Below are 20,766 nucleotides of genomic sequence, written 5' to 3'. Positions count from 1 at the left end.
AGTGCTTTTTTATTGAGGCTTAAAAGGATGCGGCACGGGTTTATTTTCCAGCCAGGCTTCTAAGGTTTGGGTAATGCCCTGGGAGAAGACTTCAAAAATAGGCTCTGCAATAAAACCCAGATGCGGTGTGACTAAAAGATTGGGAGTATTGCGCAGTGGATCTTCAGCAGGTAAGGGCTCCAAATCAAATACATCCACAGCAGCTTGTCTAGGTCTTCCCGCAGCCAATGCCTTTTGCAGGTCAGTCATGTTAATTAGGGCGGCACGAGAAGTGTTCACCAGAATTGAGTCGGGGCGCATTAAGGCCAGTTGATCTGCGGAGATTAAGCCTTTGGTGCCAGGACCAGCAACTAAGTGCATAGTGACTATTTTTGAGGTGCTCAGTAGTTCTTCAAGACTGACTGCCTTAGCATTTCCTGCGGCAGCTCTTTCGGGAGTCATGCGCGGGCTCCACGTGACCACTTCCATCCCAAATGCTGCACCCACTTTGGCAACACGACTTCCAATGGAGCCTAAGCCCATGATGCCAAGGCGTTCACCTGCTAGCATGGGCAGAACTGAAAGTTCATCACGCCAACCGCCAGAAGAAATCAGCTTGTTTTGCTCAACCAAACGCTTTGAGGCACCCAGTATTAAAGCCCACGTTAATTCAGCAGTGGTTTCTTTAGAGGGGCCTCCAGGCGTTACTGCAATCGGGATATTTCGTGAAAGCAAAGCATTGGAATCAAGAGTGCCGTTGCGTTCACCAGTAAACATCAAAAACTTTAATCTAGGTAGGCGCGCAATCATGGCCTCATTAAAGGGAGAGCGGTCGCGAACTATCGCGATAGCATCTGCATCTTTAACAGCCTCATACAAAGCTTCATCACGTAAGGGCTCATGATGAATTGTCAGATTGGCAAGCTTCTCTAATTTTTCCCAGTTAGAGAAGCGTTTTAGGGCGCGTTCGTAATCTCCGAGGATGACGATATTTGGCTGAGTCATGATTCCGTACTCTGAAAACTAGTCTGGAGTGCACAGCTGAAGGATTTGCTTCAGATCAGATGCCTGTCCTAATTTCCAGAGAGCAGAAATTAACTGCTTCGTTTTTTCTTTACCAATAATAGGTTCAGCAAGACTAGTAAATTTTTGTTCTAAGTTAGCGTCGCTCATTGGATTTTCAACAGAGCCAATCGCATTTTTCACGAAGACGTGTACTTCTTTGCCATCTTTTAGGAAGGCCTTGACGTCCACAGATGCTTCGCTGATGGAGGTGTCGGTAGTCGCATTCACTTTAGCGCGGAGAGCTACTACGTCAGCGCGATTGACGATATCGTCAGCGTATTCGCCTTCACCAGCTTGGCCAAAAATAAGACCAACTGCACAGCCATGGTAGACGCTGAACTTGCCTTCGAGACCATCTTTAGGTGTTTTCTTGCCGGTTAGCTCTAGTACCAATGGATGAACACGTAATTCAATGCGCTCCACATCTTCCGCCTTAACACCTTGTGCACGTAACTGAGCGCAGGCATCAATCGCAGGGTGGATCACGATGCCGCAAGCAAAAGGCTTGTAAGTGTTTAAAGAGATCTCAAATGATTTTCCAAGGGCGCGATCAATTTCTGACCAATCGCATTTGGTTGAGACAGTTTGCATATATCCACGACCTGCCTCAAGCGCTTTAGGGCTGGCAGTAAAACCATGTTTCGCCAAGAGTGCAGAAAGTTGTCCTGCGCGCGCTGCGCCACCTGGATGAAAAGGTTTGGTCATGGTGCCGAACTGTTCACGCATCCCAACGGGTTGTGATGCTGCGATACCTAAGGCCATCGTTGTTTTTTGTAAATCTAAACCCATCAAGCGAGAGCAAGCAGCTGCTGAGCCTAGCATGCCTGTAGAGCCAGTAATGTGCCAACCACGATGGTAATGATCGGGATACATAGCATTACCTACGCGGCAAGCTACATCAATACCCAAAATCAATGAGTCGATCATTTGACGGCCATTGGCGTTGGTATGCTCACCTAAGGCCAAAATCGCTGATGCAACAGGGCCAGCAGGGTGGATCACTGTTTTTAGATGGGTATCATCAAAGTCAAAGGTGTGTGAGCTAATGCCGTTAATTAAAGCGGCGCCACCCATATCAACTTTGTCTTTACGGCCTAAGATGCTCGCTTGCGGAGCTGGCTGGAATTCGCGAATGGCAGCTAAAGAGGATTCAACGCTCTCGTGATTTGCGGCACCAATGGCGCAGCCAAGCCAATTTAAAAAAGTACGATGTGCCTCATGTTCAACTTCTGGGGTCCAGCCTTGGCTAGGATGTGATGTCACAAACTGCGCCAATATATTGGTTACTGGTGGGGCGTTTAAATCGGCTGCTGCGGCAATGGCGTGAGACATGTCTTTTCCTATTTCTAATTTAATTATTCGATTTCGATATTGCGATCTTTAGCAACCTTAACCCAACGTGCAATATCTTCTTTGATATACGTTCCAAACTGTTGAGGTGTCATTGGCATAAGGGTCATAGCTTCGCTAGTCATCTTTTCTGAAAAATCAGGCAATGCCAGCACTTTGTTTATTTCTGTATTGAGCTTGGCAGTAATTGCAGGAGGAAGATTGGCTGGACCAACAATTCCATACCACTGTTGACCATCAAAACCATTTAAGCCGAGCTCTTTGAATGTCGGAATATTAGGTGCGGCAGGGCTACGCTTTGATCCTGTCACTGCTAAGCCACGCACGCGATTCGTATTGATGTAAGGCAGTGCTGCAAACAAAGTGGGGAACATGGCTTGAGTCTGACCGGCAAGCAAGTCTGTGTATGCAGGGCCTACGCCACGATAGGGGATATGCACCATGAAGATGCCAGATGCCAGCTTAATTTGCTCCATACCTAAATGGGTCAGTGTGCCAGGTCCGGCAGAGCCATAGCTTAATTTGGCAGGATTCTTTTTAGCGTAATCAACAAACTCTTTGAAGTTTTTGATTGGCAAATCAGGATTAATCACCAGTACGTTCGGTGTCGCACCAATCATACTAATTGGTGTGTAATCTTTAATGGCATCGTAAGGCAGTCGACGTACCGCAGGATTTGTACCATGGGTTCCAACATAGGCAACCATTAGGGTGTAGCCATCTGCAGGCGCTTTAGCGACAGCCTGTGAGGCAATTGAGCCACCACCACCACCAATGTTTTCTACCACGACTTGTTGGCCGAGTAAGCGTGACAATCTCTCTGCCAAGGTACGAGCAATATTGTCTAAGCCTCCACCAGCGGCAACTGGTGCAATCAGTTTGATAGGCTTCGTTGGGTACGGGGTAGCAGTCGCTTGAGTTTGTGCTTGTGCATTAAAACTGCTAGCAAAAGTGAGTGACAGCAGTGCTAGGGAAGATAAAAAAATCGGCAATTGCCGATTGAGTGATTTAAGCATGTCTCAGGCCCATTTATTTTTATTAATGAAATTACTACTTGGAAATATTTTACTATTTATGGCAGATATTTTCTCGATAAGAGGCCTCATTTTGAGCTCAAACCTCCTGCAAAGGCTGGCTATAGGGGCTCTTAGCTTACTTTGAGATTTTTACGGTTCGAGGCTTCAAAAGGGATTGAGTCTAAAGTGGGCTCTAGGGCTTCCCTTTGATCAAAAACAAAACAAGAGCCCTGATAATGCGCTGAGCCGACCTCTTCAAAGTATTTAAGAATACCGCCCTCTAGTTGGTAGCTGTGTTCCATACCAATTTCACGCATGTATAGGCCGGACTTTTCACAGCGTATCCCCCCAGTACAAAAACTGACTACCGTTTTGTCTGCTAATTGCTCCTTGTGTGCCGCGATCGCTTTAGGGAATTCAGTGAATTTTTGGATATTAAAGTGCAAGGCATTCTCAAAAGTACCGTAGTCAACCTCAAAAGCATTCCGAGTATCTAGCATGACTACTGGCCGACCTAAATCATCGGTGCCACGATCTAGCCATTCTTGTAATTTTTTAGGTGTGATGAAATTCGCGCGACCCTCTTCTGGTCGAATAGCGGGATGATTCATGCGAATGATTTCTGCTTTTATTTTGATCAGCATCTTTTTAAAGGGTTGCTGCTCAGACCAACTTTCTTTGGCTTCTAGCGGCGCAAAGCGAGAATCAGTGCGGAGCCATTCTAAGAATCCGCGCAAGGCATCTTCTTTGCCAGCGAGGAACAGATTAATTCCTTCGCCTGTTAACAAAATAGTGCCTTTGAGTTCTCGGGCATTGCATTCATCCAGCATTTTGGAGCGCAGGGCTGATAAGTCATCGAGGCTGACAAATAAGTAGGCGGCAATGTTCAAAATCGGCTTCATAGTCCTCCTATTATCAAGCAAGCCTGCTGTGGGGGTGGTAATCTTGGGGCTTCCATTTGGAGGAGACAATCCATGCTGTATTTAGTGAAAATTGCCCAAAAAGTCCTTTTATTCGGCCTATTGGGCTTGGGCGCTCATAGCCTTGTAAATGCTCAATCCGCTGGGGTGGGCACGTGGCCGACCCAAAAACCGATTCGCCTGATTGCTGTATTTCCCCCGGGTGGTTCTGTGGACCAGGTTGCTCGCGTTTTAGCGCCAGCCCTGCAGTCTGAGCTTAAGCAAAATGTGGTTGTGGAAAATATTGGTGGAGCTTCTGGTGTTATTGGCACTGCAGCAATGACTCGTTCTGATCCAGATGGATATACCTTTGCGGTAGTGTTTGACACCCACGGTGTTAATCCAAGTCTGAAAGATAAACTCCCGTATGACACTATTAAGGATATAGCTCCGGTGGTGTTAATTGGAACATCGCCAATGGTATTGGTCGCTAGTAAAAAATCTGGCATTACTAGTTTTAAGCAATTAGTTGACCTTTCAAAGACTGGCAAGCAATTTAGTTACGGCTCCATCGGTATTGGCAGCTTAGGTCACTTAGCGATGGCTCGTCTTGCAAAGCAGGCGGGCTTTGATTGGAACCACATCCCATATCGCGGTGGTGGCCCCTTGATGCAAGATGCTTTAGGTGGTCAGGTGGAGTTGGCTGTGGGCTCAGAATTTTTAGTGAAACCACATGTCGACAGTGGCGGCGTTATTCCTTTGGTTATTACTACTGCGAAGAGGTCTGCTTCTTTGCCTAATGTGCCAACGATTTCTGAAAGCGGCTTCCCTGGATTTAGTGCGCCTGCATGGTGGGCTGTACTGGCCCCCGGCAAGACTCCACCAGCAGTAGTGGATGCAATGAACAAGGCCTTAAACAAGGCGCTGAAAACTCCGGCTGTTGCTGAGAAGTTCAAGGCTCAGGGCATTCAAATTGTGGGAGGTACACCTGAAGCTGCGCAAGATTTTATTGGCAAGCAAATTGGTATTTGGGGTAAGTTCGTTATTGAAAATAATATTAAAGAAGTTGGTCAATAGAGAGTATTTATGTCAGAACGTTTAATTCCTTATCAGCCAATGGATTTGGCGGAACCAGCAGAATTGGTTGCTGCGATACGCAAAAGACGTGGTGGCGATTTTATTAACCTTGATCGGATGTTGTTGCACAGCATCCCGATTGCTGAAGGCTGGAATCATTTCATTGGCGAGATTCGCAATAACCTTTCCTTGGATCCGAAGTTACGTGAGCTTGCGATGTGTGGAGTTGCAGTTCTCAATGGCGCCGAATATGAATTCTTTCATCATGCGCCTCCATTCAAAAAGGCTGGCGGTACCGAAGAGCAGGTACAGGCGATTCGATTGATTGGTCAAGCACAGTTTCCGAAGCAGTTATTTAGTCAAGTTGAAAATGATGCTGTGGATTTAACTTATCAGATGACGCGCAATATCAAAGTAGATAGTGAGCTGATGAAGCGGCTACAGAAGGAGCTAGGAAGCACAGATACGGTTGAGTTGGTCACTGTGGTTGCTGCCTACAACATGGTCTCCCGCTTCCTGATTGCGCTTGATGTTAATCCTGAAGATCATCCCCCTGCATAAAATATGATCCGTAATATTCAAACCATTATTCCTGGAGTCGCCACCTCTGATGGTGCGGGCGTGAAGTTGCGCCGAAGTCTAGGGGGCCAGCAGCAAGTCCGCCTGGATCCATTCTTGATGCTAGACGAGTTTTCTTCTAATGATCCAAATGATTATGTAGCAGGCTTTCCTGCACATCCTCATCGAGGTTTTGAGACCGTCACTTATATGCTGGAAGGTCACATGCTGCATGAAGACCATCTAGGCAATCAAGGGCATCTCAAGACTGGGGGAGTGCAGTGGATGACCGCTGGTCGCGGAATTATCCATTCTGAAATGCCACAGCAAGTCAGTGGCGCTATGCGTGGTTTTCAGTTATGGATTAACTTACCCGCAAAAGAAAAAATGAAGCCTGCTGGCTACAAAGATATTCAGGTGGAAGATATTCCTCAAGTCACTTTGCTCAATGGTGGATCGGTGAAGGTGATTGCAGGCAGTTTTGAAAATAGGGGTCAGACCATTCAAGGTCCTATACAAGGCATCACTACCGCACCTTTATTTTTAGACGTTCATCTACCCCCTGATACCCAATTTGAACATCGCATTCCTAAGGAACAAAATGCTTTTGTATATATCTATGAAGGTGATTTAGAGCTTGGCAGTCCGATGAAGGCCATTCCCAAGCAAGCGGCTGTAGTACTGGGCGACGGTGATCAATTGTTCGTAAAAGCCGGAGCAGCCGGAGCGCAATTTATTGTCCTTGCCGCTTTACCTTTACATGAGCCTATTGTGCAATATGGCCCATTTGTAATGAACACCCGCACTGAGATAGAGCAGGCGATTGACGATTATCAAAATAACCGTTTTGTGGTTTCCTAGGTGATCCCAGTAGAAACTCTTCGGTGGGAAGATAGCGGACAAACCCATAGTGCTCAGTGGCATTCTGAAAATGGCATCGCTCCGCATAAAAAGATTCAGATCGTTGACGATACGCTGACTGCTGATATTGCTTATCGCTTAGCTTGTGAAGGCACGGCGATGCTTTACAAAGGGGACTTTCAGAATGCCCGACAGCTTTTGCAGGCTATGGTTCGAAGAGTGGATAAGCCTCCCAAGAAAGCAAAGCGGGCAGATCGACTTGAGAAGACAAAGAATCAAACCCCATTAGATATCTTCAACCTCTACCGTCTTGCCCAATCCCAGCGGGCTCGTATTTTGGGGATGGTATTGATTCCAATCAATCCTGACCACAGCATCTCTTTAAGACGCGCGCCTGATGTCACACAGGCCTGTATTGAAGCCTATGGTGAGCAGACCGAGCCTTACATCATTTCCCTGCGTGAGTTACTTGGTGTCATTAGTGCGCATGAGTGGCGCAAAAAAGGTGTTCAAGTACTCACTAGGGATGATGAAGAGATTCGTATTCATCCGCACTATGGGGTGTTCTCTCCTGTGCGCGGTGAGTATATTGAGTTAGCTTTAAAGGCTCCGCTACCTGCTGCTATCCATAAAAATTCAACCGCCTTTGATATTGGTGTTGGTACTGGAGTACTTTCGGTTGTATTGGCTTTGCGAGGTATTCAGAAGATAGTTGCCACGGATTTAGATGAGCGAGCGATCATATGCGCACAAGAAAATATTGAGCGTTTAGGTTTGCAATCTCAGATAGATGTTCTTAGGGCTGATTTGTTTCCATCGGGTAAAGCAGCACTGATTGTTTGTAATCCCCCATGGATACCAGCTAGACCAAGCTCTTCTCTTGAGCATGCTGTATATGACCCTGAGAGTCAAATGCTAAAAGGCTTTTTGAGTCAACTCAAAAATCATATGCTCGATGACAGTGAGGGCTGGTTAGTTCTGTCTGACTTGGCGGAGCATTTGGGTTTACGAACAAGAGATGAGTTACTTGCTTGGATTGAGCAGGCAGGTCTAAAGGTAATTCATCGTCTTGATACAAAACCACATCACTCAAAAGTATTTGATAAAACAGATGCATTACATGCGGCACGCTCTAAAGAAGTGACTTCGCTTTGGCGTTTGGCGCTAAAGTAGTAACACAACAATAGCCCTACTAAGCTGATCCCCATTGGGATCATGGTTGTTTATCAAATGCATCATCCTTAAAATATTCGTAGAGAGTCCGTAGTTGCTGAAAGTTTTTTCAGTGAAATTACCTACTCTTTACCCGTATAACTTTTAAGGAAGTCATTTGCTCTGTAGTTTGCCACCTAGAAATGCATTGATTATTTCAGGCGTAGTCACAATCCATTTTTTGGTTTTCCTATTATTTTCACCTCCATCATTTGAGGGGGAAAGATCGCTCGCTTCAGAATCCATGATGGTGAATTTAGTCAAACTAGGCGCACATCCATCCAGTCAGAGTCAGTCCACATCAACATCTAAATCAAGCGCAACTATCCCCACTGAAAACCTAAGCCCCAGGCTGCCTGAGCACCCCTCTGTTAGCGCTAGTGGTCGAGAAAGTGGCCGCTCATCTAGCCCTATTCCCAGGCAAGTTCTGCACAACCCCAAGCCAAATTACCCCTTGTTAAGTAGAAAACTCAGGGAGCAGGGCTTGGTGATGGTGAAGTTATGCGTCAACCAGAGTGGTTTGGTGGATGAGGCCAGCATTTCCAAGAGTTCAGGCTTTCAAAGTCTAGATCAGTCGGCACTCACCACCTTATCGCAATGGAGATTTCTGCCAGACTCTTCAAGCCTCAAGTACTCTTCGCAGTGTTTTCAGGCTCCCATTCATTTCAGTCTAGAGGGGTAGTACTTGACCGAAGACAGAGCCGTCAATATTGATTTGAAATACATTCGCTCAACCGAGATTTTGCCAAAGACTGTTTCAAGTGAAGCTTTACTTGGTCAAGGAAAGCAAATCTTTATTACCCATGACGGACAAATCTATCAATTGCGTATTACTAAATTGGGAAAACTCATTTTGACAAAGTAAATATGAAATAGCTTACTAGCCAGCAAGAGCATCTTCATATGCATATAGCCAGCGATTTTTTGTTGTTATCACTGGAGATGGTATATGAAGCATCAAGATGTTTTACGTTATCGAAACAGGCTTGCCTGGTTTTCATCAATTGCATTGTTATGTGGAAGTTCTTTTTCAAGCTGGGTTAGAGCCCAGGATATTGAATTGCCCAGAATTGATATTGTGGGTCGAGAGCAAAATGCCTCGAGCAAAATTCCTGGGACCGTCGATGTGATTGATCAAAAGAGAATGGAGGAGTTGCAGCCTCAATCATTACAAGATGTTTTAAGAACAGTTCCTGGTGTCAATATTCGAGGGGATGAAGGAGGTTTTGGAGCCATTCCCAATATCGGCATACGAGGTTTGAATCCCAGTCGTAGTTCGAAAGTCTTATTGCTGGAGGATGGTGCACCAATTCAACCTAGCCTATTTATTTCTAATGCTTCCTACTACAGCCCTCCAGTGGAGCGCATTGGTGGAATTGAGGTATTAAAGGGCGCATCAGGTCTTCAGTATGGACCCTCTAATATTGGAGGGGTAGTTAATTACCTTACTAAAACACCAGCACAAGGCTTTAAGTTAACCGGTAAGGTTGGCGACTATGGCTATCGCTTGGCAGAGATAGAGGCTGGAGGCAAGTCGTCCACAAATGGCGCCATTGGCGGAATTAACCTGATTCAATCTGAGTCTAGTGGATATCAAGAAAACGGTTTTAAGATGTACGACATCTTGATGAAGGGCGGCATTGAGATAGCGCAAAATCAGTGGCTAAGCCTTAAGTACACGCATTACGATAACAACATCAATACGTCTTATGTTGGTCTGCGTCCAACCCAATATATCAATCGTTCTGGTGATAATCCAGCGCCTAATGATCGTTTTATTACCCAAAGAAATGCAGTAGATATCAATCATTCTCTGGAAGTGAATGCAGACACCAAAATGAATACTTTGATGTATTGGAGTAAGTTGTCCCGAAACTATTGGCGCCAAAGTATTGTGAAGCGAACCCAAGACGCTACGATTTTTAAGGCCTGTAATGTCGGCTCTGACTGTCTAGTCGGCCGTAATCGAGAATTTCAAATGTTGGGTATTGATTCTCGAGTAAATCATGCCTATAAGGCCTTGGGAATTGCTAACGAGGCCGAGTTTGGCGTGCGTCTACATACGGAATCTCAAATTAATCAGTTAGTAAGCTCAAAAACATTGGCATATTCTGGTCGGGTCTCGCTTCATGAAAACAATAAGGCTAATTCGATTGCCTTGTATGGACAGAATCGATTTCTGTTAACTGAGAGCTTTGCTTTAATACCAGGGGTGCGAGTTGAAAGCTATAACCAAACCCGCTCAAATGTCATCACCGGCAAAGCGGGCAGCGCTAAAAACGTGGAAACTATTCCGCAAATTGGGGCAACCTGGCAGCTCATTCCGCAATTGCAAGTCTATGGCAGCATTTATAAGGGCTTTGCACCAGCTCAATTAGCTACTGCGATTGATGACAAGGGGGTCGATCAGCAATTGTCTCCAGAGCGATCTACCAACATGGAATTGGGATTACGAGGGCGGTCAGGAGCTTTTTCTTATGATTCCGCCATCTTTAGCATGAACTTTAGCAATCAAATTGTGAACCAGAGTTTGGCTGCGGGAATTTCAAAAGCCAATGGAGGTAAAAGTTTGCATCAGGGCGCCGAAGCATCGCTGGGTTATGAGTTAGGTTATGGCTGGGCGATGAATGTTAATGCTACTTATATACCGGTTGCAAAGTTTGTTGGTACAAATTCTTTGGGGCGTGATGGCAATCGCATTCCTTATATCCCTAAGCTGACATCCAACCTAGGTGTCAGTTATGAAAAGAATGGCTTCAATACCTTGCTTAGCTTAAATTATGTTTCCAACCAGTATGCTGACTCAGCAAATACTGTGGTTCAAAATGCTATTGGAACGCTGGGTGAGGTGCCCGCTTTTACAACAGTGAATTGGAGTGCTAACTACGCCATTAATAGAGATTGGAAGGTGTTTGGAGCGGTGAATAATGTGTTTGATAAGCGTTATATTTCTAGCCGTAGTCCGGATGGTATTTTTGCTGGAGCACCGCTGAATTTTCAAGCTGGCATGAGCTATCAATTTAATTAATCTGAGTAATTGATTGCTAGAAGGTCAAACGCCACCTCAGAAGGTGGCGTTTGCTTGTTACATACTTCAATATGGTGGAGTCGGCGGGAATCGAACCCGCGTCCGCAAATCCTCCACAACAAGTTCTACATACTTAGTCATATCATTTAATTTAATCAGTTAGTCACAGATTGACATGTTCCTCGCTGACGATTCACTAAGTTTTCGTACTATTCCTCGTGACACGAAATAGTCTTATCTCTTGTATATGACCCTGATGTAGCTTGCGCTACCTGACCCAAGAGAGAATCAGTTCAGGGGCAACCGCAATTAAGCGGCTAGTGCGTAACGTTCGTCGTTAGCAGTTATTACATTCCCATTGATTTACGAGATAACGGGTCCTCGGTATGCCCTTGATGCTTTGTAATCCACGTCGAAACCATGTCGACCCCGGAGTTCATGCATTGGAGGAGCTATTTTAAAGCCGCTAGCTTTAAATTGCCCAATATCTTTTGGAGGTGTTGTTATCCCCTATTGGGGAAGATGATTTCCAATAACTCAAGTGGATGATGAATGAGGTGATCTGCACCCCAAGTTTCAGGAGCTTCTTTGCAACCACAGTAGCCATATGCAGCAGCAACTGTCAGCATGCCCGCAGCTTTACCAGCCAGTACATCACGAATGTCATCACCTACATAAATTGATTTTGTAGGATCAATATTGGCAATTCTGGCTGCATGCAGAATGGGTTCTGGATGCGGTTTGGCGTGCGGTGTTGTATCTCCAGAAACAGTTGAGGCGGATCTGTGGTGAAGCCCCATCAGTTTTACTAGCGGGTTCGTAAAGCGCTCGCTTTTATTAGTCACGATGCCCCAAGGAATATTGGCCGCTTCCATTTGCTCCAGCAAATCATCCATTCCATCAAATAATTTACTGTCAACCAGAAGGGCTTTTTCGTAGTTCAGATAAAACTCATCTCGTAAATCAATGAAATCAGCATGATCTGGAGTAATGCCAAAGGCGCCTTCTAAAAGTCCGCGTGCGCCAGCAGATGCATGGGGGCGCAAAAATTCATAAGGCTTTGGAGCCAGATTGCGATCGATCAGCAATTGATTGGTGGCTGCTACTAAATCAGGAGCTGTATCAGCCAGAGTGCCATCCAGGTCGAAGAAAACCCCATGGTATGGGCTTGAATTTTTGGTGCTCATTTACGAACAGCAATCATGTAGTTGACATCAACATCGTCATTTAGGCTGTAAACCTGAGTGAGGGGGTTGTAACTCAATCCTTTCATTCCCAGCATTTCTAGTCCGGCAGCGCGCGTAAAGTGAACTAACTCTGATGGTTTAATAAATTTGGCGTACTCATGGGTGCCTTTAGGAAGGAGTCGCAGAAGATATTCTGCTCCAATAATGGCAAATAAGTAGGATTTGGGATTGCGGTTAAGGGTGCTAAAAAATAGGGTGCCACCGGGTTTGCAGAGGTCTGCACAGGCTTGAACCACGGATGCTGGATTTGGAACGTGCTCTAGCATCTCCATGCAGGTGACAACGTCATATTGACCAGCCTGCTCTTGCGCCAAATCTTCAGCGGAGATAGCACGATAAGTCAGATTGGCACCTACCTCTAGGGCATGCAATTCAGCAACTTTGAGGGCCTTCTCGGATAAATCAATGCCAGTAGTCTCTGCACCAGATTGGGCAAGTGATTCGGCCAGAATTCCACCACCGCAACCAATATCTACGACTTTCTTGCCATTTAGGCTCACAAAGGTTTTGATCCAAGCCAGTCTTAATGGATTGATTGCATGTAAAGGTTTGAATTCGCTATTGGGATCCCACCAGCGATGGGCTAGGGCGCTAAATTTGGCGATTTCGGATTGATCGACGTTCATATTGGGTTGCTTAAGCGAAAGGCTATTGAAGAAGTTTATGAATATAGCGGAAATAAAAAAGCCCGCTAGAAGCGGGCTTTTTTACAAGTAAAACGAATTACTTAGCAGCTGCTGTACCAACAACTTCGATATCGGTACGGCGGTTCTTAGCGCGGCCTTCAGCAGTTGCATTGCTTGCAACTGGATTGCTCTTGCCTTTTGATTCTGTGTAGATACGGCTACCGTCAACACCTTTGCTTACCAAGTAAGCTTTAACGGATTGCGCACGACGCTGACCGAGGGCCATGTTGTAAGCATCTGTACCAACGCTATCAGTGTTACCAACAGCAATGATGACTTCCAACTTGATTTTGCTCAAGTCTCTAGCGATCTTGTCCAAAGTAGCTTTACCTTCTGGCTTCAATGTTGATTTGTCGAAGTCATAAAGTGTGTCAGCTTGCAAAGTGATCTTGCTTTGAGTAACGCCGGAAGCAGGTTTTTTAGCAGGAGCAGGTTTAGCTACCAAAGCACCGTCACAACCCTTAGATGCAGTTGCAGGTGTCCAGTTGTTATCACGCCAGCACAATGTGCCATCGCCGTTTTTCCAGTTGATACCAGTATTGTTTACCCAGTTATCAACGTTTTGAGCAGAAGTAGCAGTAGCAGCAACAGTAATTACGCCAGCAAGCACCAGTTTTAGGGTTTTGTTCATTTTTAGTCCTCAAAATCTCTTTTTTAAAATTAAAGTCAAACTTAAATGTAATTCGCCCTACTTTGAAGCAAAAGACCGCAAAGCGACACATCTCAATTTCGTACAAACTGACAGAATCTTAGCATAGGGGGCTCCTGTCATCAAAATGATATTATTTCTAGATGGAACAAGCCGCTAAAGAAACACTACCAATATCCCTCGAAGACGAAATGCGGCGGTCCTATTTGGACTACGCAATGAGCGTCATCGTCGGCAGAGCCCTGCCAGACGTGCGCGATGGCCTCAAACCGGTTCACCGCCGGGTCTTATTCGCGATGTATGAATTAAACAACGATTGGAACCGAGCTTACAAAAAATCTGCCCGTATAGTTGGCGACGTAATCGGTAAATACCATCCGCACGGTGATTCTGCGGTGTATGACACCATCGTTCGAATGGCCCAGGATTTCTCTCTGCGCTATATGCTGGTTGACGGACAGGGTAACTTTGGCTCCGTTGACGGCGATAACGCTGCTGCGATGCGCTATACCGAGATCCGCCTTCGGAAGATTGCCCATGAGCTTTTGGCCGATTTGGACAAGGAAACGGTCGATTTTGGGCCAAATTACGACGGTAGCGAGAAAGAACCCCTGATTCTTCCTGCAAAAGTGCCTAATTTGCTCATAAACGGCAGTTCAGGCATCGCTGTGGGTATGGCGACCAATATTCCTCCCCACAACCTGGATGAGGTGGTTACAGCCTGTTTACATGTACTTCATAACCCAGAATGCACGATTGATGAGCTGATTGAGATCATTCCAGCGCCGGATTTCCCAACCGCCGGAATTATTTATGGCGTTCAAGGTGTGCGCGAAGGTTATCGCACTGGTCGTGGCCGAGTGGTCATGCGTGCGAAGACTCACTTTGAAGATATTGATAAAGGCGCTCGTCAAGCCATCATCGTTGATGAATTGCCATATCAAGTAAACAAAAAGAATTTGCTCGAGCGTATTGCTGAGTTAGTAAACGAGAAAAAAGTTGAAGGCATTTCTGATTTGCGTGATGAGTCAGACAAGTCAGGTATGCGCGTTGTGATTGAACTCAAGCGTGGTGAAGTGCCTGAAGTCGTTCTCAACAATTTGTATAAGAGCACTCAGCTACAAGATAACTTCGGTATGAACATGGTGGCCTTGGTTGATAACCAGCCACGCTTGTTGAACTTGAAGCAAATGTTGGAATACTTCTTGCAACATCGTCGTGAAGTAGTTACCCGTCGTACGATTTTTGAATTGCGCAAAGCGCGTGATCGTGGTCACGTCTTAGAAGGTTTAGCAGTTGCTCTAGCGAATATCGATGAGTTCATTGCGATCATCAAGGCGGCGGCAAACCCAGTGGTTGCTAAGCATGAGTTGATGGGCAAGGCATGGGATTCATCCATGGTGCGTGAGATGTTGGCCCGGGCTGAGACTGATACCCCTGGCGGTCGCAATGCTTATCGTCCTGAAGGTTTGTTACCTGAGTACGGTATGCAAACTACTGGCTTGTATCGTTTATCGGATAGCCAAGCGCAAGAAATTTTGCAGATGCGTTTGCAACGCTTGACTGGTCTTGAGCAAGATAAGATCGTGAACGAGTACAAAGAAGTCATGGCTGAAATTTCAGACTTGTTAGATTTATTGGCTAAGCCTGAGCGTGTCACTTCTGTAATCGAATCTGAATTGAAAGAAGTTCAATCAGAGTTTGGTATTGCTGGTGGAGACACAGGTCGTCGTTCATTCATTGAAATGAATGCAACCGAACTCTTCACTGAAGATTTGATTACACCGCAAGACATGGTTGTGACTCTTTCTCACACTGGCTATATGAAGAGCCAGCCACTGAGTGAGTATCGTGCACAAAAACGTGGTGGTCGCGGTAAGCAAGCTGCTGCTACAAAGGATGAAGATTGGATTGATACTTTGTTTGTAGCGAATACGCATGACGCTATTTTGTGCTTCTCTGATCGTGGTCGTATGTATTGGCTCAAAGTATGGGAAGTGCCACAAGGTAGTCGCACATCCCGCGGTAAGCCAATCGTCAATATGTTCCCATTAATTGAAGGCGAAAAGATTACGGTGATTCTCCCAATCAAGGGATATCAGGATGATCAATACGTCTTTATGGCCACTAGCTTAGGAACAGTGAAGAAGACACGTTTGTCTGATTTCTCTAATCCACGTAAGGCTGGAATCATTGCAGTTGATCTAAACGAAGGCGACTTCTTGGTTGGCGCTGCAATTACTGATGGCCAGCATGATGTGATGTTGTTCTCTGATGCAGGTAAAGCAGTGCGCTTTGATGAAAACGATGTTCGCCCAATGGGACGTACAGCACGCGGTGTGCGTGGTATGAACTTGGGTGAAGGGCATCAAGTGATTGCCATGTTGGTCGCCCCGGCAGAGGCTGCAGAAGGTGCTGAGGCTGCTGTAGTTGATACGAGCGGTATTGCTATTCCAAGTAGCGTATTAACTGCTACAGAGAATGGTTACGGTAAGCGGACGCCTATCGCGGAATACACTCGTCATGGCCGTGGTACGAAAGGCATGATTGCGATCCAGACTTCAGAGCGTAACGGTAAGGTGGTTGCCGCTGCATTGGTATCACCTGAAGATCAAATTATGTTGATCACCACTGGTGGTGTCTTAGTGCGTACACGCGTCTCTGAAATTCGTGAGATGGGTCGTGCAACTCAAGGGGTTACTTTGATTAACGTGGATGAAGGTACTCGCTTGTCTGGTCTCCAGCGAATTGCGGAGAGCGACTCTGATGACGAGGGTGATGTTGATGATGCAGAAGAAGGTGATGTTTCTGCTGACCCAGCAACAGATTCCAACTCCGATGTGGCAGGTGATGCTTAAGGCATCACCACAAGACTAGTAACCATCATGACTTTTGACCGCCGCATTTTCAATTTCGCTGCGGGGCCTGCCACTCTGCCTGAAGAGGTGCTGAAGCAGGCCGCTGATGAGATGCTCAATTGGCGTGGACTTGGTACCAGCGTGATGGAAATTAGCCATCGCAGCAAAGAATTCATGGCAGTCTACGAAGAGACTTTAAAAGACTTGCGTACATTGATGAACATTCCTGACAACTACGAAATCTTGTTGTTGCAGGGAGGTGGCCTTGGTCAAAATGCCGCTATTCCAATGAATTTAATGCCTCTGGCTAAGAATGGCCCTAAGGCAGATTTCATCGTGACCGGTGTTTGGTCTGAAAAATCTTTTAAAGAGGCACAGAAATACGGCTCTGCAAATTTAGCCGCATCCTCAGCTGCAGAAAAATTTAATACGATTCCTGCGAGGTCTAGTTGGCAGTTATCTGATGATGCTGCATATGTTCATTACTGCGCGAATGAAACCATCGGTGGCGTTGAATTCCCGGATGTACCCGATGTAGGGAATATTCCTTTAGTTGCCGATATCGCTAGCAACATTCTTTCCAAGGAAATGGATGTGAATCAATGTGCCGTCTGGTTTGCTGGCGCACAAAAGAATGTGGGCCCATCAGGGGTCACGATTGTGATTATCCGAAAAGATTTAATCGGGCACAGTATGGGTATCACCCCAACAATTTGGGATTGGGCTGTTCAGGCAAATACACAATCGATGATCAATACGCCACCCACCTTTGCCATCTATATGGCTGGCCTCGGATTTAAGTGGCTACTGAAACAGGGCGGCGTGAAAGCGATTGAAAAGCGTAATCAAGAGAAGTCTAATTTACTCTATGACTTTTTAGATCAAAGCAGTCTCTATGAGAATCGCGTCACAAAAGAATATCGCTCTCGTATGAATGTGACTTTCTTTCTCAAGGATGAATCCTTAAATGCGAAATTCTTAGAAGAGACGAACGCTGCTGGTTTAGTTGCCTTGCGTGGACATAAAGCGGCTGGTGGTATGCGCGCCAGCATTTACAACGCAATGCCTTTAGAAGGTGTTAAAGCCTTGGTTGAATTTATGCGCGACTTTGAAAGGCGGGCTTAATGAGTACTGAAGAACAGCGTCTCGCACCCCTCCGTGAAAAAATCGATGCACTAGATGCGCAGATTTTAGAGTTGCTGAGCCAACGTGCTAAAGCTGCGCAAGAAGTTGGCCATATTAAAGGGGGCTTCTCCTCACCAGTCTTTCGCCCTGAGCGCGAACGTCAAGTCGTTGCCAAGCTGCAAGAAATTAATCAAGGGCCCTTATTGCCCGATGGAATTGCAGCTATCTGGCGCGAAGTGATGTCTGCTTGCCGTGCTCTTGAAGCGCGTCAAACGATTGCATACCTGGGCCCTGTAGGAACGTTCTCTGAGCAAGCTGCTCAAAACTATTTTGGCCATTCCATCGCAGGCTTGCCTTGCAGTAGCCTTGATGAAGTTTTCAAGGCGGTGGAAAAGGGCTCGGCACAATTTGGGGTGGTGCCAGTTGAAAACTCGAGTGAGGGTGCGATCTCTCGTACCCTAGATCTGCTCTTGGATTCTCCAATGCATATCAGCGGCGAAGTGGTACTGCCAATTCATCATCATTTACTCTCTAAGAGTGGCAACTTAGATGGAGTGACTACAGTATGTGCGCATGCACAAGCCTTGGCGCAATGTCAGCAATGGTTAAGTCAGCATGCGCCTCAATTAAAGCGTCAAGCTGTTAGCAGTAATGCAGAGGCAGCACGTTTGGCAGCGGGTGATCCTACTTTAGCTGCCATTGCTGGAGATCCTGCTCAAATTGCTTATGGCTTACAAGTTGTTGCTGCCCAGGTTCAAGACGATGCGCATAATCGCACTCGCTTTGTAGTGATTGGTACTTATGAGTGTCAGCCAACTGGTAAAGACCAAACTTCTTTAGTGCTGTCGGTTGAGAATCAGCCCGGTGCAGTGCATCGCTTACTTGCTCCCTTAGCTAAGCACGACGTATCAATGAATCGCTTTGAGTCTCGGCCTGCTCGCAAGGGAACTTGGGAATATCATTTTTATATTGATATCGCGGGTCATGCAGCCGATGCAAAAGTGGTCAAGGCATTGGAAGAGTTAAAAGAGATCGCTGCTTTCTATAAAAATCTTGGTTCATATTCCCACTCTGCTTAAGAGTTAAAGAAGCTTAATTTACTGTCGCCAGAATGACTTCAAAAATTGGTTTAAAACACATTCATGCAATTGCGCCTTATGTAGGCGGTCGTCCTATTAGCGAAGTCGCACGTGACTACGGCTTGGATGAAAACAAGATTGTGAAATTGGCATCCAATGAAAATCCATTAGGCATGCCTCAATCTGCTCAAGATGCCATGCTGAAAGCAGCTGCTGATTTGGGCCGCTATCCTGACTCAAACGGTTTTGAATTAAAAAAAGTCTTATCAGAGCGCCTAGGCGTTCCTGCTGATTGGATTACCTTAGGTAATGGCAGCAATGACATCCTAGAGTTGGCGGCTCGCGCTGTTGCTCAAGCGGATGATGAAGTGATCTTTTCTCGCCATGCATTTGCGGTCTATCCATTAGCAACTCAAGCGGTAGGAGCAAAGTCTATTGAGGTGGCCCCAACTACAAGTTATGGTCATGATTTGCCAGCGATGTTGGCTGCAATTCAGTCATCAGGTAGTAAAGCCAAACTCGTATTTGTTGCGAATCCTAATAATCCGACTGGCAGTTATCTTCCAGCTAAAGAGATTGAAGACTTCTTATTGGCAGTGCCCAGTAATGTTGTGGTGGTCTTGGATGAGGCTTACAACGAATACCTCGCGCCTGAGCAGCGTTATGATGCCATCGCTTGGGTAAAGCGCTTCCCCAATATGATTTTGTCTCGCAGTTTTTCTAAGGCGTATGGCTTAGCAGGATTGCGAATTGGATATGGTGTTGCTCAACCTGCCTTAACGGATTTGCTTAATCGCATTCGCCAGCCATTTAATGTGAATAGTTTGGCTCAGGCCGCTGCTATTGCCGCCTTTCAGGATACTGCCTTTTTACAAAAGGGCTATGAGCTTAATCGGGCTGGTTACGCGCAATTGACTGAAGCATTTGATCAACTTGGACTTCAATATCTTCCATCAGCGGGTAATTTTGTTCTAGTCAAGGTGGGTGATGATGACCAAGCTGGCGGACGTATTAATTTAGCCTTGCTCAAGCGCGGCATTATTGTTCGCCCAGTTGGAAATTATGGGTTGCCACAATGGCTCCGAATTTCTATTGGCTTACCCGAAGAGAATGCTGCCTTTTTAGATGCCCTAAAAGATATCTTGGCGCAACAGTAATTAAACAAGATTACACAAGACCGATATCTCTATGACCATTATTAACCCAGAAAGTAATTACGGAACAGTGACTATTGTGGGCGTTGGTTTGATCGGCGCTTCACTTGGACTTGCTCTAAAACAAGCTGGGGTTGTGAAAACAGTATTGGGCGTGGGGCGTAGTCAAGCGAACTTAGATCAAGCACTCAAGATGGGCGCGATTGATGGTGAAGTGGATCTTGTAGAGGCCGCTAAAAAATCTGATGTCATTGTGTTGTGTGTACCTGTAGCGCAAATGCGCGCAGCGTTTGAAACTATTGAGCCGTATTTGGAAGCCAAAACCCTCATAACGGATGCAGGCAGCACTAAGGGCGATGTGATTTTGGCGGCCAAAGAAGTATTAGGAAAAAAAGCCTGTCAGTTTGTGCCGGCGCATCCGATTGCGGGTGGCGCTCAGCATGGCGCTGCTGCGGCCCAAGCAGATTTATTTCAGGGTAAGCAAACGATTATTTGTCCATTACAAGAAAATTCTCCTCAAGACACTGCATTGATTGCTGGTTTTTGGGAATCTGCTGGCGCTATTGTGAAGAGGATTGGCAGCGTGCAGCATGATGCCATTTATGCGGCGGTATCTCATTTACCCCATTTACTATCCTATGCCTTGATGGCGAGTGTGGTGAATTCTGAAGATGCAGATCAAAAGCTTGGACATATTGGCGCAGGGTTTAAGGATTTCACGCGCATTGCCGCTTCTAGTCCAGAGATGTGGCGTGATATTTGCCTGGGTAATCGCACAGCTATTTTGAAAGAATTAGACCAATACTTGCTCATCGTGAGTCACATGCGCAAACTCATTGCTGATAATGATGGCGCTGGCTTGGAGAAATTATTTAACAAGGCAAGCAAAGCGCGCCAAGATTTGGATGTGCTTTGATGAGTGG

19 protein-coding genes and 1 other RNA gene are annotated in these 20,766 nt (G+C 46.0%); 12 read left to right on the top strand and 8 right to left on the bottom strand.

The window, feature by feature from the left end:
* Window positions 1-9: 9 nt before the first annotated feature.
* The 4 genes from ICN41_RS02360 to ICN41_RS02345 all read right to left on the bottom strand — a co-directional run bounded on the left by ICN41_RS02360 (window position 10) and on the right by ICN41_RS02345 (window position 4,312).
* Window positions 10-984 (bottom strand): D-2-hydroxyacid dehydrogenase family protein, encoded by a 975-nt coding sequence (locus ICN41_RS02360; RefSeq protein ID WP_216862261.1) that lies wholly within the window; start codon window positions 982-984, stop codon window positions 10-12.
* Window positions 985-1,002: 18 nt separating this feature from the next.
* Complete coding sequence (locus ICN41_RS02355; RefSeq protein ID WP_216291184.1) at window positions 1,003-2,376, bottom strand: MmgE/PrpD family protein; 1,374 nt, start codon at window positions 2,374-2,376, stop codon at window positions 1,003-1,005.
* A 23-nt stretch (window positions 2,377-2,399) separates the two neighbouring features.
* Window positions 2,400-3,410 (bottom strand): tripartite tricarboxylate transporter substrate binding protein, encoded by a 1,011-nt coding sequence (locus ICN41_RS02350; protein ID WP_216291183.1) that lies wholly within the window; start codon window positions 3,408-3,410, stop codon window positions 2,400-2,402.
* A gap of 131 nt (window positions 3,411-3,541) precedes the next feature.
* Window positions 3,542-4,312 (bottom strand): sulfurtransferase, encoded by a 771-nt coding sequence (locus ICN41_RS02345; RefSeq protein ID WP_216291182.1) that lies wholly within the window; start codon window positions 4,310-4,312, stop codon window positions 3,542-3,544.
* A gap of 72 nt (window positions 4,313-4,384) precedes the next feature.
* On the opposite strand from ICN41_RS02345, the gene ICN41_RS02340 reads away from it, so the two are divergent.
* From ICN41_RS02340 to ICN41_RS02310, 7 genes are all read left to right on the top strand, one after another.
* Window positions 4,385-5,386, top strand: a complete 1,002-nt coding sequence (locus ICN41_RS02340; RefSeq protein WP_216291181.1) for a tripartite tricarboxylate transporter substrate binding protein — start codon at window positions 4,385-4,387, stop codon at window positions 5,384-5,386.
* Window positions 5,387-5,395: 9 nt separating this feature from the next.
* On the top strand, window positions 5,396-5,947 hold the full coding sequence (locus ICN41_RS02335) for a carboxymuconolactone decarboxylase family protein (protein WP_216291180.1): 552 nt from the start codon (window positions 5,396-5,398) through the stop codon (window positions 5,945-5,947).
* 3 nt (window positions 5,948-5,950) lie between these two features.
* A complete protein-coding gene (locus tag ICN41_RS02330; RefSeq protein ID WP_216291179.1) occupies window positions 5,951-6,805 on the top strand; it encodes a pirin family protein in 855 nt (284 codons plus the stop codon).
* A complete protein-coding gene (locus tag ICN41_RS02325) occupies window positions 6,806-7,978 on the top strand; it encodes a 50S ribosomal protein L11 methyltransferase (RefSeq protein WP_216291178.1) in 1,173 nt (390 codons plus the stop codon). It abuts the gene before it with no gap.
* 283 nt (window positions 7,979-8,261) lie between these two features.
* Window positions 8,262-8,699, top strand: a complete 438-nt coding sequence (locus ICN41_RS02320; RefSeq protein ID WP_216291177.1) for an energy transducer TonB — start codon at window positions 8,262-8,264, stop codon at window positions 8,697-8,699.
* Between the two features lie 3 nt (window positions 8,700-8,702).
* Window positions 8,703-8,882, top strand: a complete 180-nt coding sequence (gene hemP / locus ICN41_RS02315; protein ID WP_255537846.1) for a hemin uptake protein HemP — start codon at window positions 8,703-8,705, stop codon at window positions 8,880-8,882.
* 84 nt (window positions 8,883-8,966) lie between these two features.
* Window positions 8,967-11,045, top strand: coding sequence for a TonB-dependent receptor domain-containing protein (locus ICN41_RS02310; protein ID WP_216291176.1), 2,079 nt, complete (start codon window positions 8,967-8,969; stop codon window positions 11,043-11,045).
* A 72-nt stretch (window positions 11,046-11,117) separates the two neighbouring features.
* On the opposite strand, the gene ssrA is transcribed toward ICN41_RS02310, so the two are convergent.
* The 4 genes from ssrA to ompA all read right to left on the bottom strand — a co-directional run bounded on the left by ssrA (window position 11,118) and on the right by ompA (window position 13,609).
* Window positions 11,118-11,476, bottom strand: a transfer-messenger RNA (tmRNA) gene (gene ssrA, locus ICN41_RS02305).
* Between the two features lie 72 nt (window positions 11,477-11,548).
* A complete protein-coding gene (locus tag ICN41_RS02300) occupies window positions 11,549-12,232 on the bottom strand; it encodes an HAD family hydrolase (protein WP_216291175.1) in 684 nt (227 codons plus the stop codon).
* Window positions 12,229-12,918, bottom strand: a complete 690-nt coding sequence (gene ubiG, locus ICN41_RS02295) for a bifunctional 2-polyprenyl-6-hydroxyphenol methylase/3-demethylubiquinol 3-O-methyltransferase UbiG (RefSeq protein ID WP_216291174.1) — start codon at window positions 12,916-12,918, stop codon at window positions 12,229-12,231. The genes ICN41_RS02300 and ubiG overlap by 4 nt, the downstream gene beginning before the upstream one ends.
* A 97-nt stretch (window positions 12,919-13,015) precedes the next feature.
* Window positions 13,016-13,609 (bottom strand): outer membrane protein OmpA, encoded by a 594-nt coding sequence (gene ompA, locus ICN41_RS02290; RefSeq protein ID WP_216291173.1) that lies wholly within the window; start codon window positions 13,607-13,609, stop codon window positions 13,016-13,018.
* 161 nt (window positions 13,610-13,770) lie between these two features.
* Here ompA and gyrA point away from each other — a divergent pair, with 161 nt between their 5' ends.
* From gyrA to ICN41_RS02265, 5 genes are read left to right on the top strand one after another with little or no spacing between them, the layout of a single operon-like run.
* Window positions 13,771-16,485 carry a DNA gyrase subunit A gene (gene gyrA, locus ICN41_RS02285; RefSeq protein ID WP_216291172.1) on the top strand — a complete coding sequence of 905 codons (2,715 nt, stop codon included), beginning with the start codon at window positions 13,771-13,773 and terminating at the stop codon, window positions 16,483-16,485.
* Between the two features lie 27 nt (window positions 16,486-16,512).
* Entirely contained in the window at window positions 16,513-17,610 is a 1,098-nt protein-coding gene (gene serC, locus ICN41_RS02280; RefSeq protein ID WP_216291171.1) for a 3-phosphoserine/phosphohydroxythreonine transaminase, read from the top strand.
* The gene (gene pheA, locus ICN41_RS02275) at window positions 17,610-18,689 is read left to right on the top strand and encodes a prephenate dehydratase (RefSeq protein ID WP_216291170.1); all 1,080 of its coding nucleotides are present in this window, start codon (window positions 17,610-17,612) and stop codon (window positions 18,687-18,689) included. The genes serC and pheA overlap by 1 nt, the downstream gene beginning before the upstream one ends.
* Before the next feature lie 32 nt (window positions 18,690-18,721).
* The gene (gene hisC, locus ICN41_RS02270; protein ID WP_216291169.1) at window positions 18,722-19,846 is read left to right on the top strand and encodes a histidinol-phosphate transaminase; all 1,125 of its coding nucleotides are present in this window, start codon (window positions 18,722-18,724) and stop codon (window positions 19,844-19,846) included.
* A gap of 31 nt (window positions 19,847-19,877) precedes the next feature.
* Window positions 19,878-20,759, top strand: a complete 882-nt coding sequence (locus ICN41_RS02265; protein ID WP_216291168.1) for a prephenate dehydrogenase/arogenate dehydrogenase family protein — start codon at window positions 19,878-19,880, stop codon at window positions 20,757-20,759.
* Window positions 20,760-20,766: the final 7 nt, after the last annotated feature.

The organism is Polynucleobacter sp. 15G-AUS-farblos (assembly GCF_018882445.1).
Taxonomy (GTDB): domain Bacteria; phylum Pseudomonadota; class Gammaproteobacteria; order Burkholderiales; family Burkholderiaceae; genus Polynucleobacter.
Note: the sequence above shows the minus strand (reverse complement) of the source record. Positions and strands in the feature narration are given on the sequence as shown.

Excerpts from the sequence above, each read along its gene's own strand:
- ICN41_RS02360 (WP_216862261.1), bottom strand. The coding sequence starts at position 984 with ATGACTCAGCCAAATATCGTCATCCTCGGAGATTACGAACGCGCCCTA.
- ICN41_RS02355 (WP_216291184.1), bottom strand. The coding sequence starts at position 2,376 with ATGTCTCACGCCATTGCCGCAGCAGCCGATTTAAACGCCCCACCAGTA.
- ICN41_RS02350 (WP_216291183.1), bottom strand. The coding sequence starts at position 3,410 with ATGCTTAAATCACTCAATCGGCAATTGCCGATTTTTTTATCTTCCCTA.
- ICN41_RS02345 (WP_216291182.1), bottom strand. The coding sequence starts at position 4,312 with ATGAAGCCGATTTTGAACATTGCCGCCTACTTATTTGTCAGCCTCGAT.
- ICN41_RS02340 (WP_216291181.1), top strand. The coding sequence starts at position 4,385 with ATGCTGTATTTAGTGAAAATTGCCCAAAAAGTCCTTTTATTCGGCCTA.
- ICN41_RS02335 (WP_216291180.1), top strand. The coding sequence starts at position 5,396 with ATGTCAGAACGTTTAATTCCTTATCAGCCAATGGATTTGGCGGAACCA.
- ICN41_RS02330 (WP_216291179.1), top strand. The coding sequence starts at position 5,951 with ATGATCCGTAATATTCAAACCATTATTCCTGGAGTCGCCACCTCTGAT.
- ICN41_RS02320 (WP_216291177.1), top strand. The coding sequence starts at position 8,262 with ATGATGGTGAATTTAGTCAAACTAGGCGCACATCCATCCAGTCAGAGT.
- ICN41_RS02310 (WP_216291176.1), top strand. The coding sequence starts at position 8,967 with ATGAAGCATCAAGATGTTTTACGTTATCGAAACAGGCTTGCCTGGTTT.
- ICN41_RS02300 (WP_216291175.1), bottom strand. The coding sequence starts at position 12,232 with ATGAGCACCAAAAATTCAAGCCCATACCATGGGGTTTTCTTCGACCTG.
- ubiG (WP_216291174.1), bottom strand. The coding sequence starts at position 12,918 with ATGAACGTCGATCAATCCGAAATCGCCAAATTTAGCGCCCTAGCCCAT.
- ompA (WP_216291173.1), bottom strand. The coding sequence starts at position 13,609 with ATGAACAAAACCCTAAAACTGGTGCTTGCTGGCGTAATTACTGTTGCT.
- gyrA (WP_216291172.1), top strand. The coding sequence starts at position 13,771 with ATGGAACAAGCCGCTAAAGAAACACTACCAATATCCCTCGAAGACGAA.
- serC (WP_216291171.1), top strand. The coding sequence starts at position 16,513 with ATGACTTTTGACCGCCGCATTTTCAATTTCGCTGCGGGGCCTGCCACT.
- pheA (WP_216291170.1), top strand. The coding sequence starts at position 17,610 with ATGAGTACTGAAGAACAGCGTCTCGCACCCCTCCGTGAAAAAATCGAT.
- hisC (WP_216291169.1), top strand. The coding sequence starts at position 18,722 with ATGACTTCAAAAATTGGTTTAAAACACATTCATGCAATTGCGCCTTAT.
- ICN41_RS02265 (WP_216291168.1), top strand. The coding sequence starts at position 19,878 with ATGACCATTATTAACCCAGAAAGTAATTACGGAACAGTGACTATTGTG.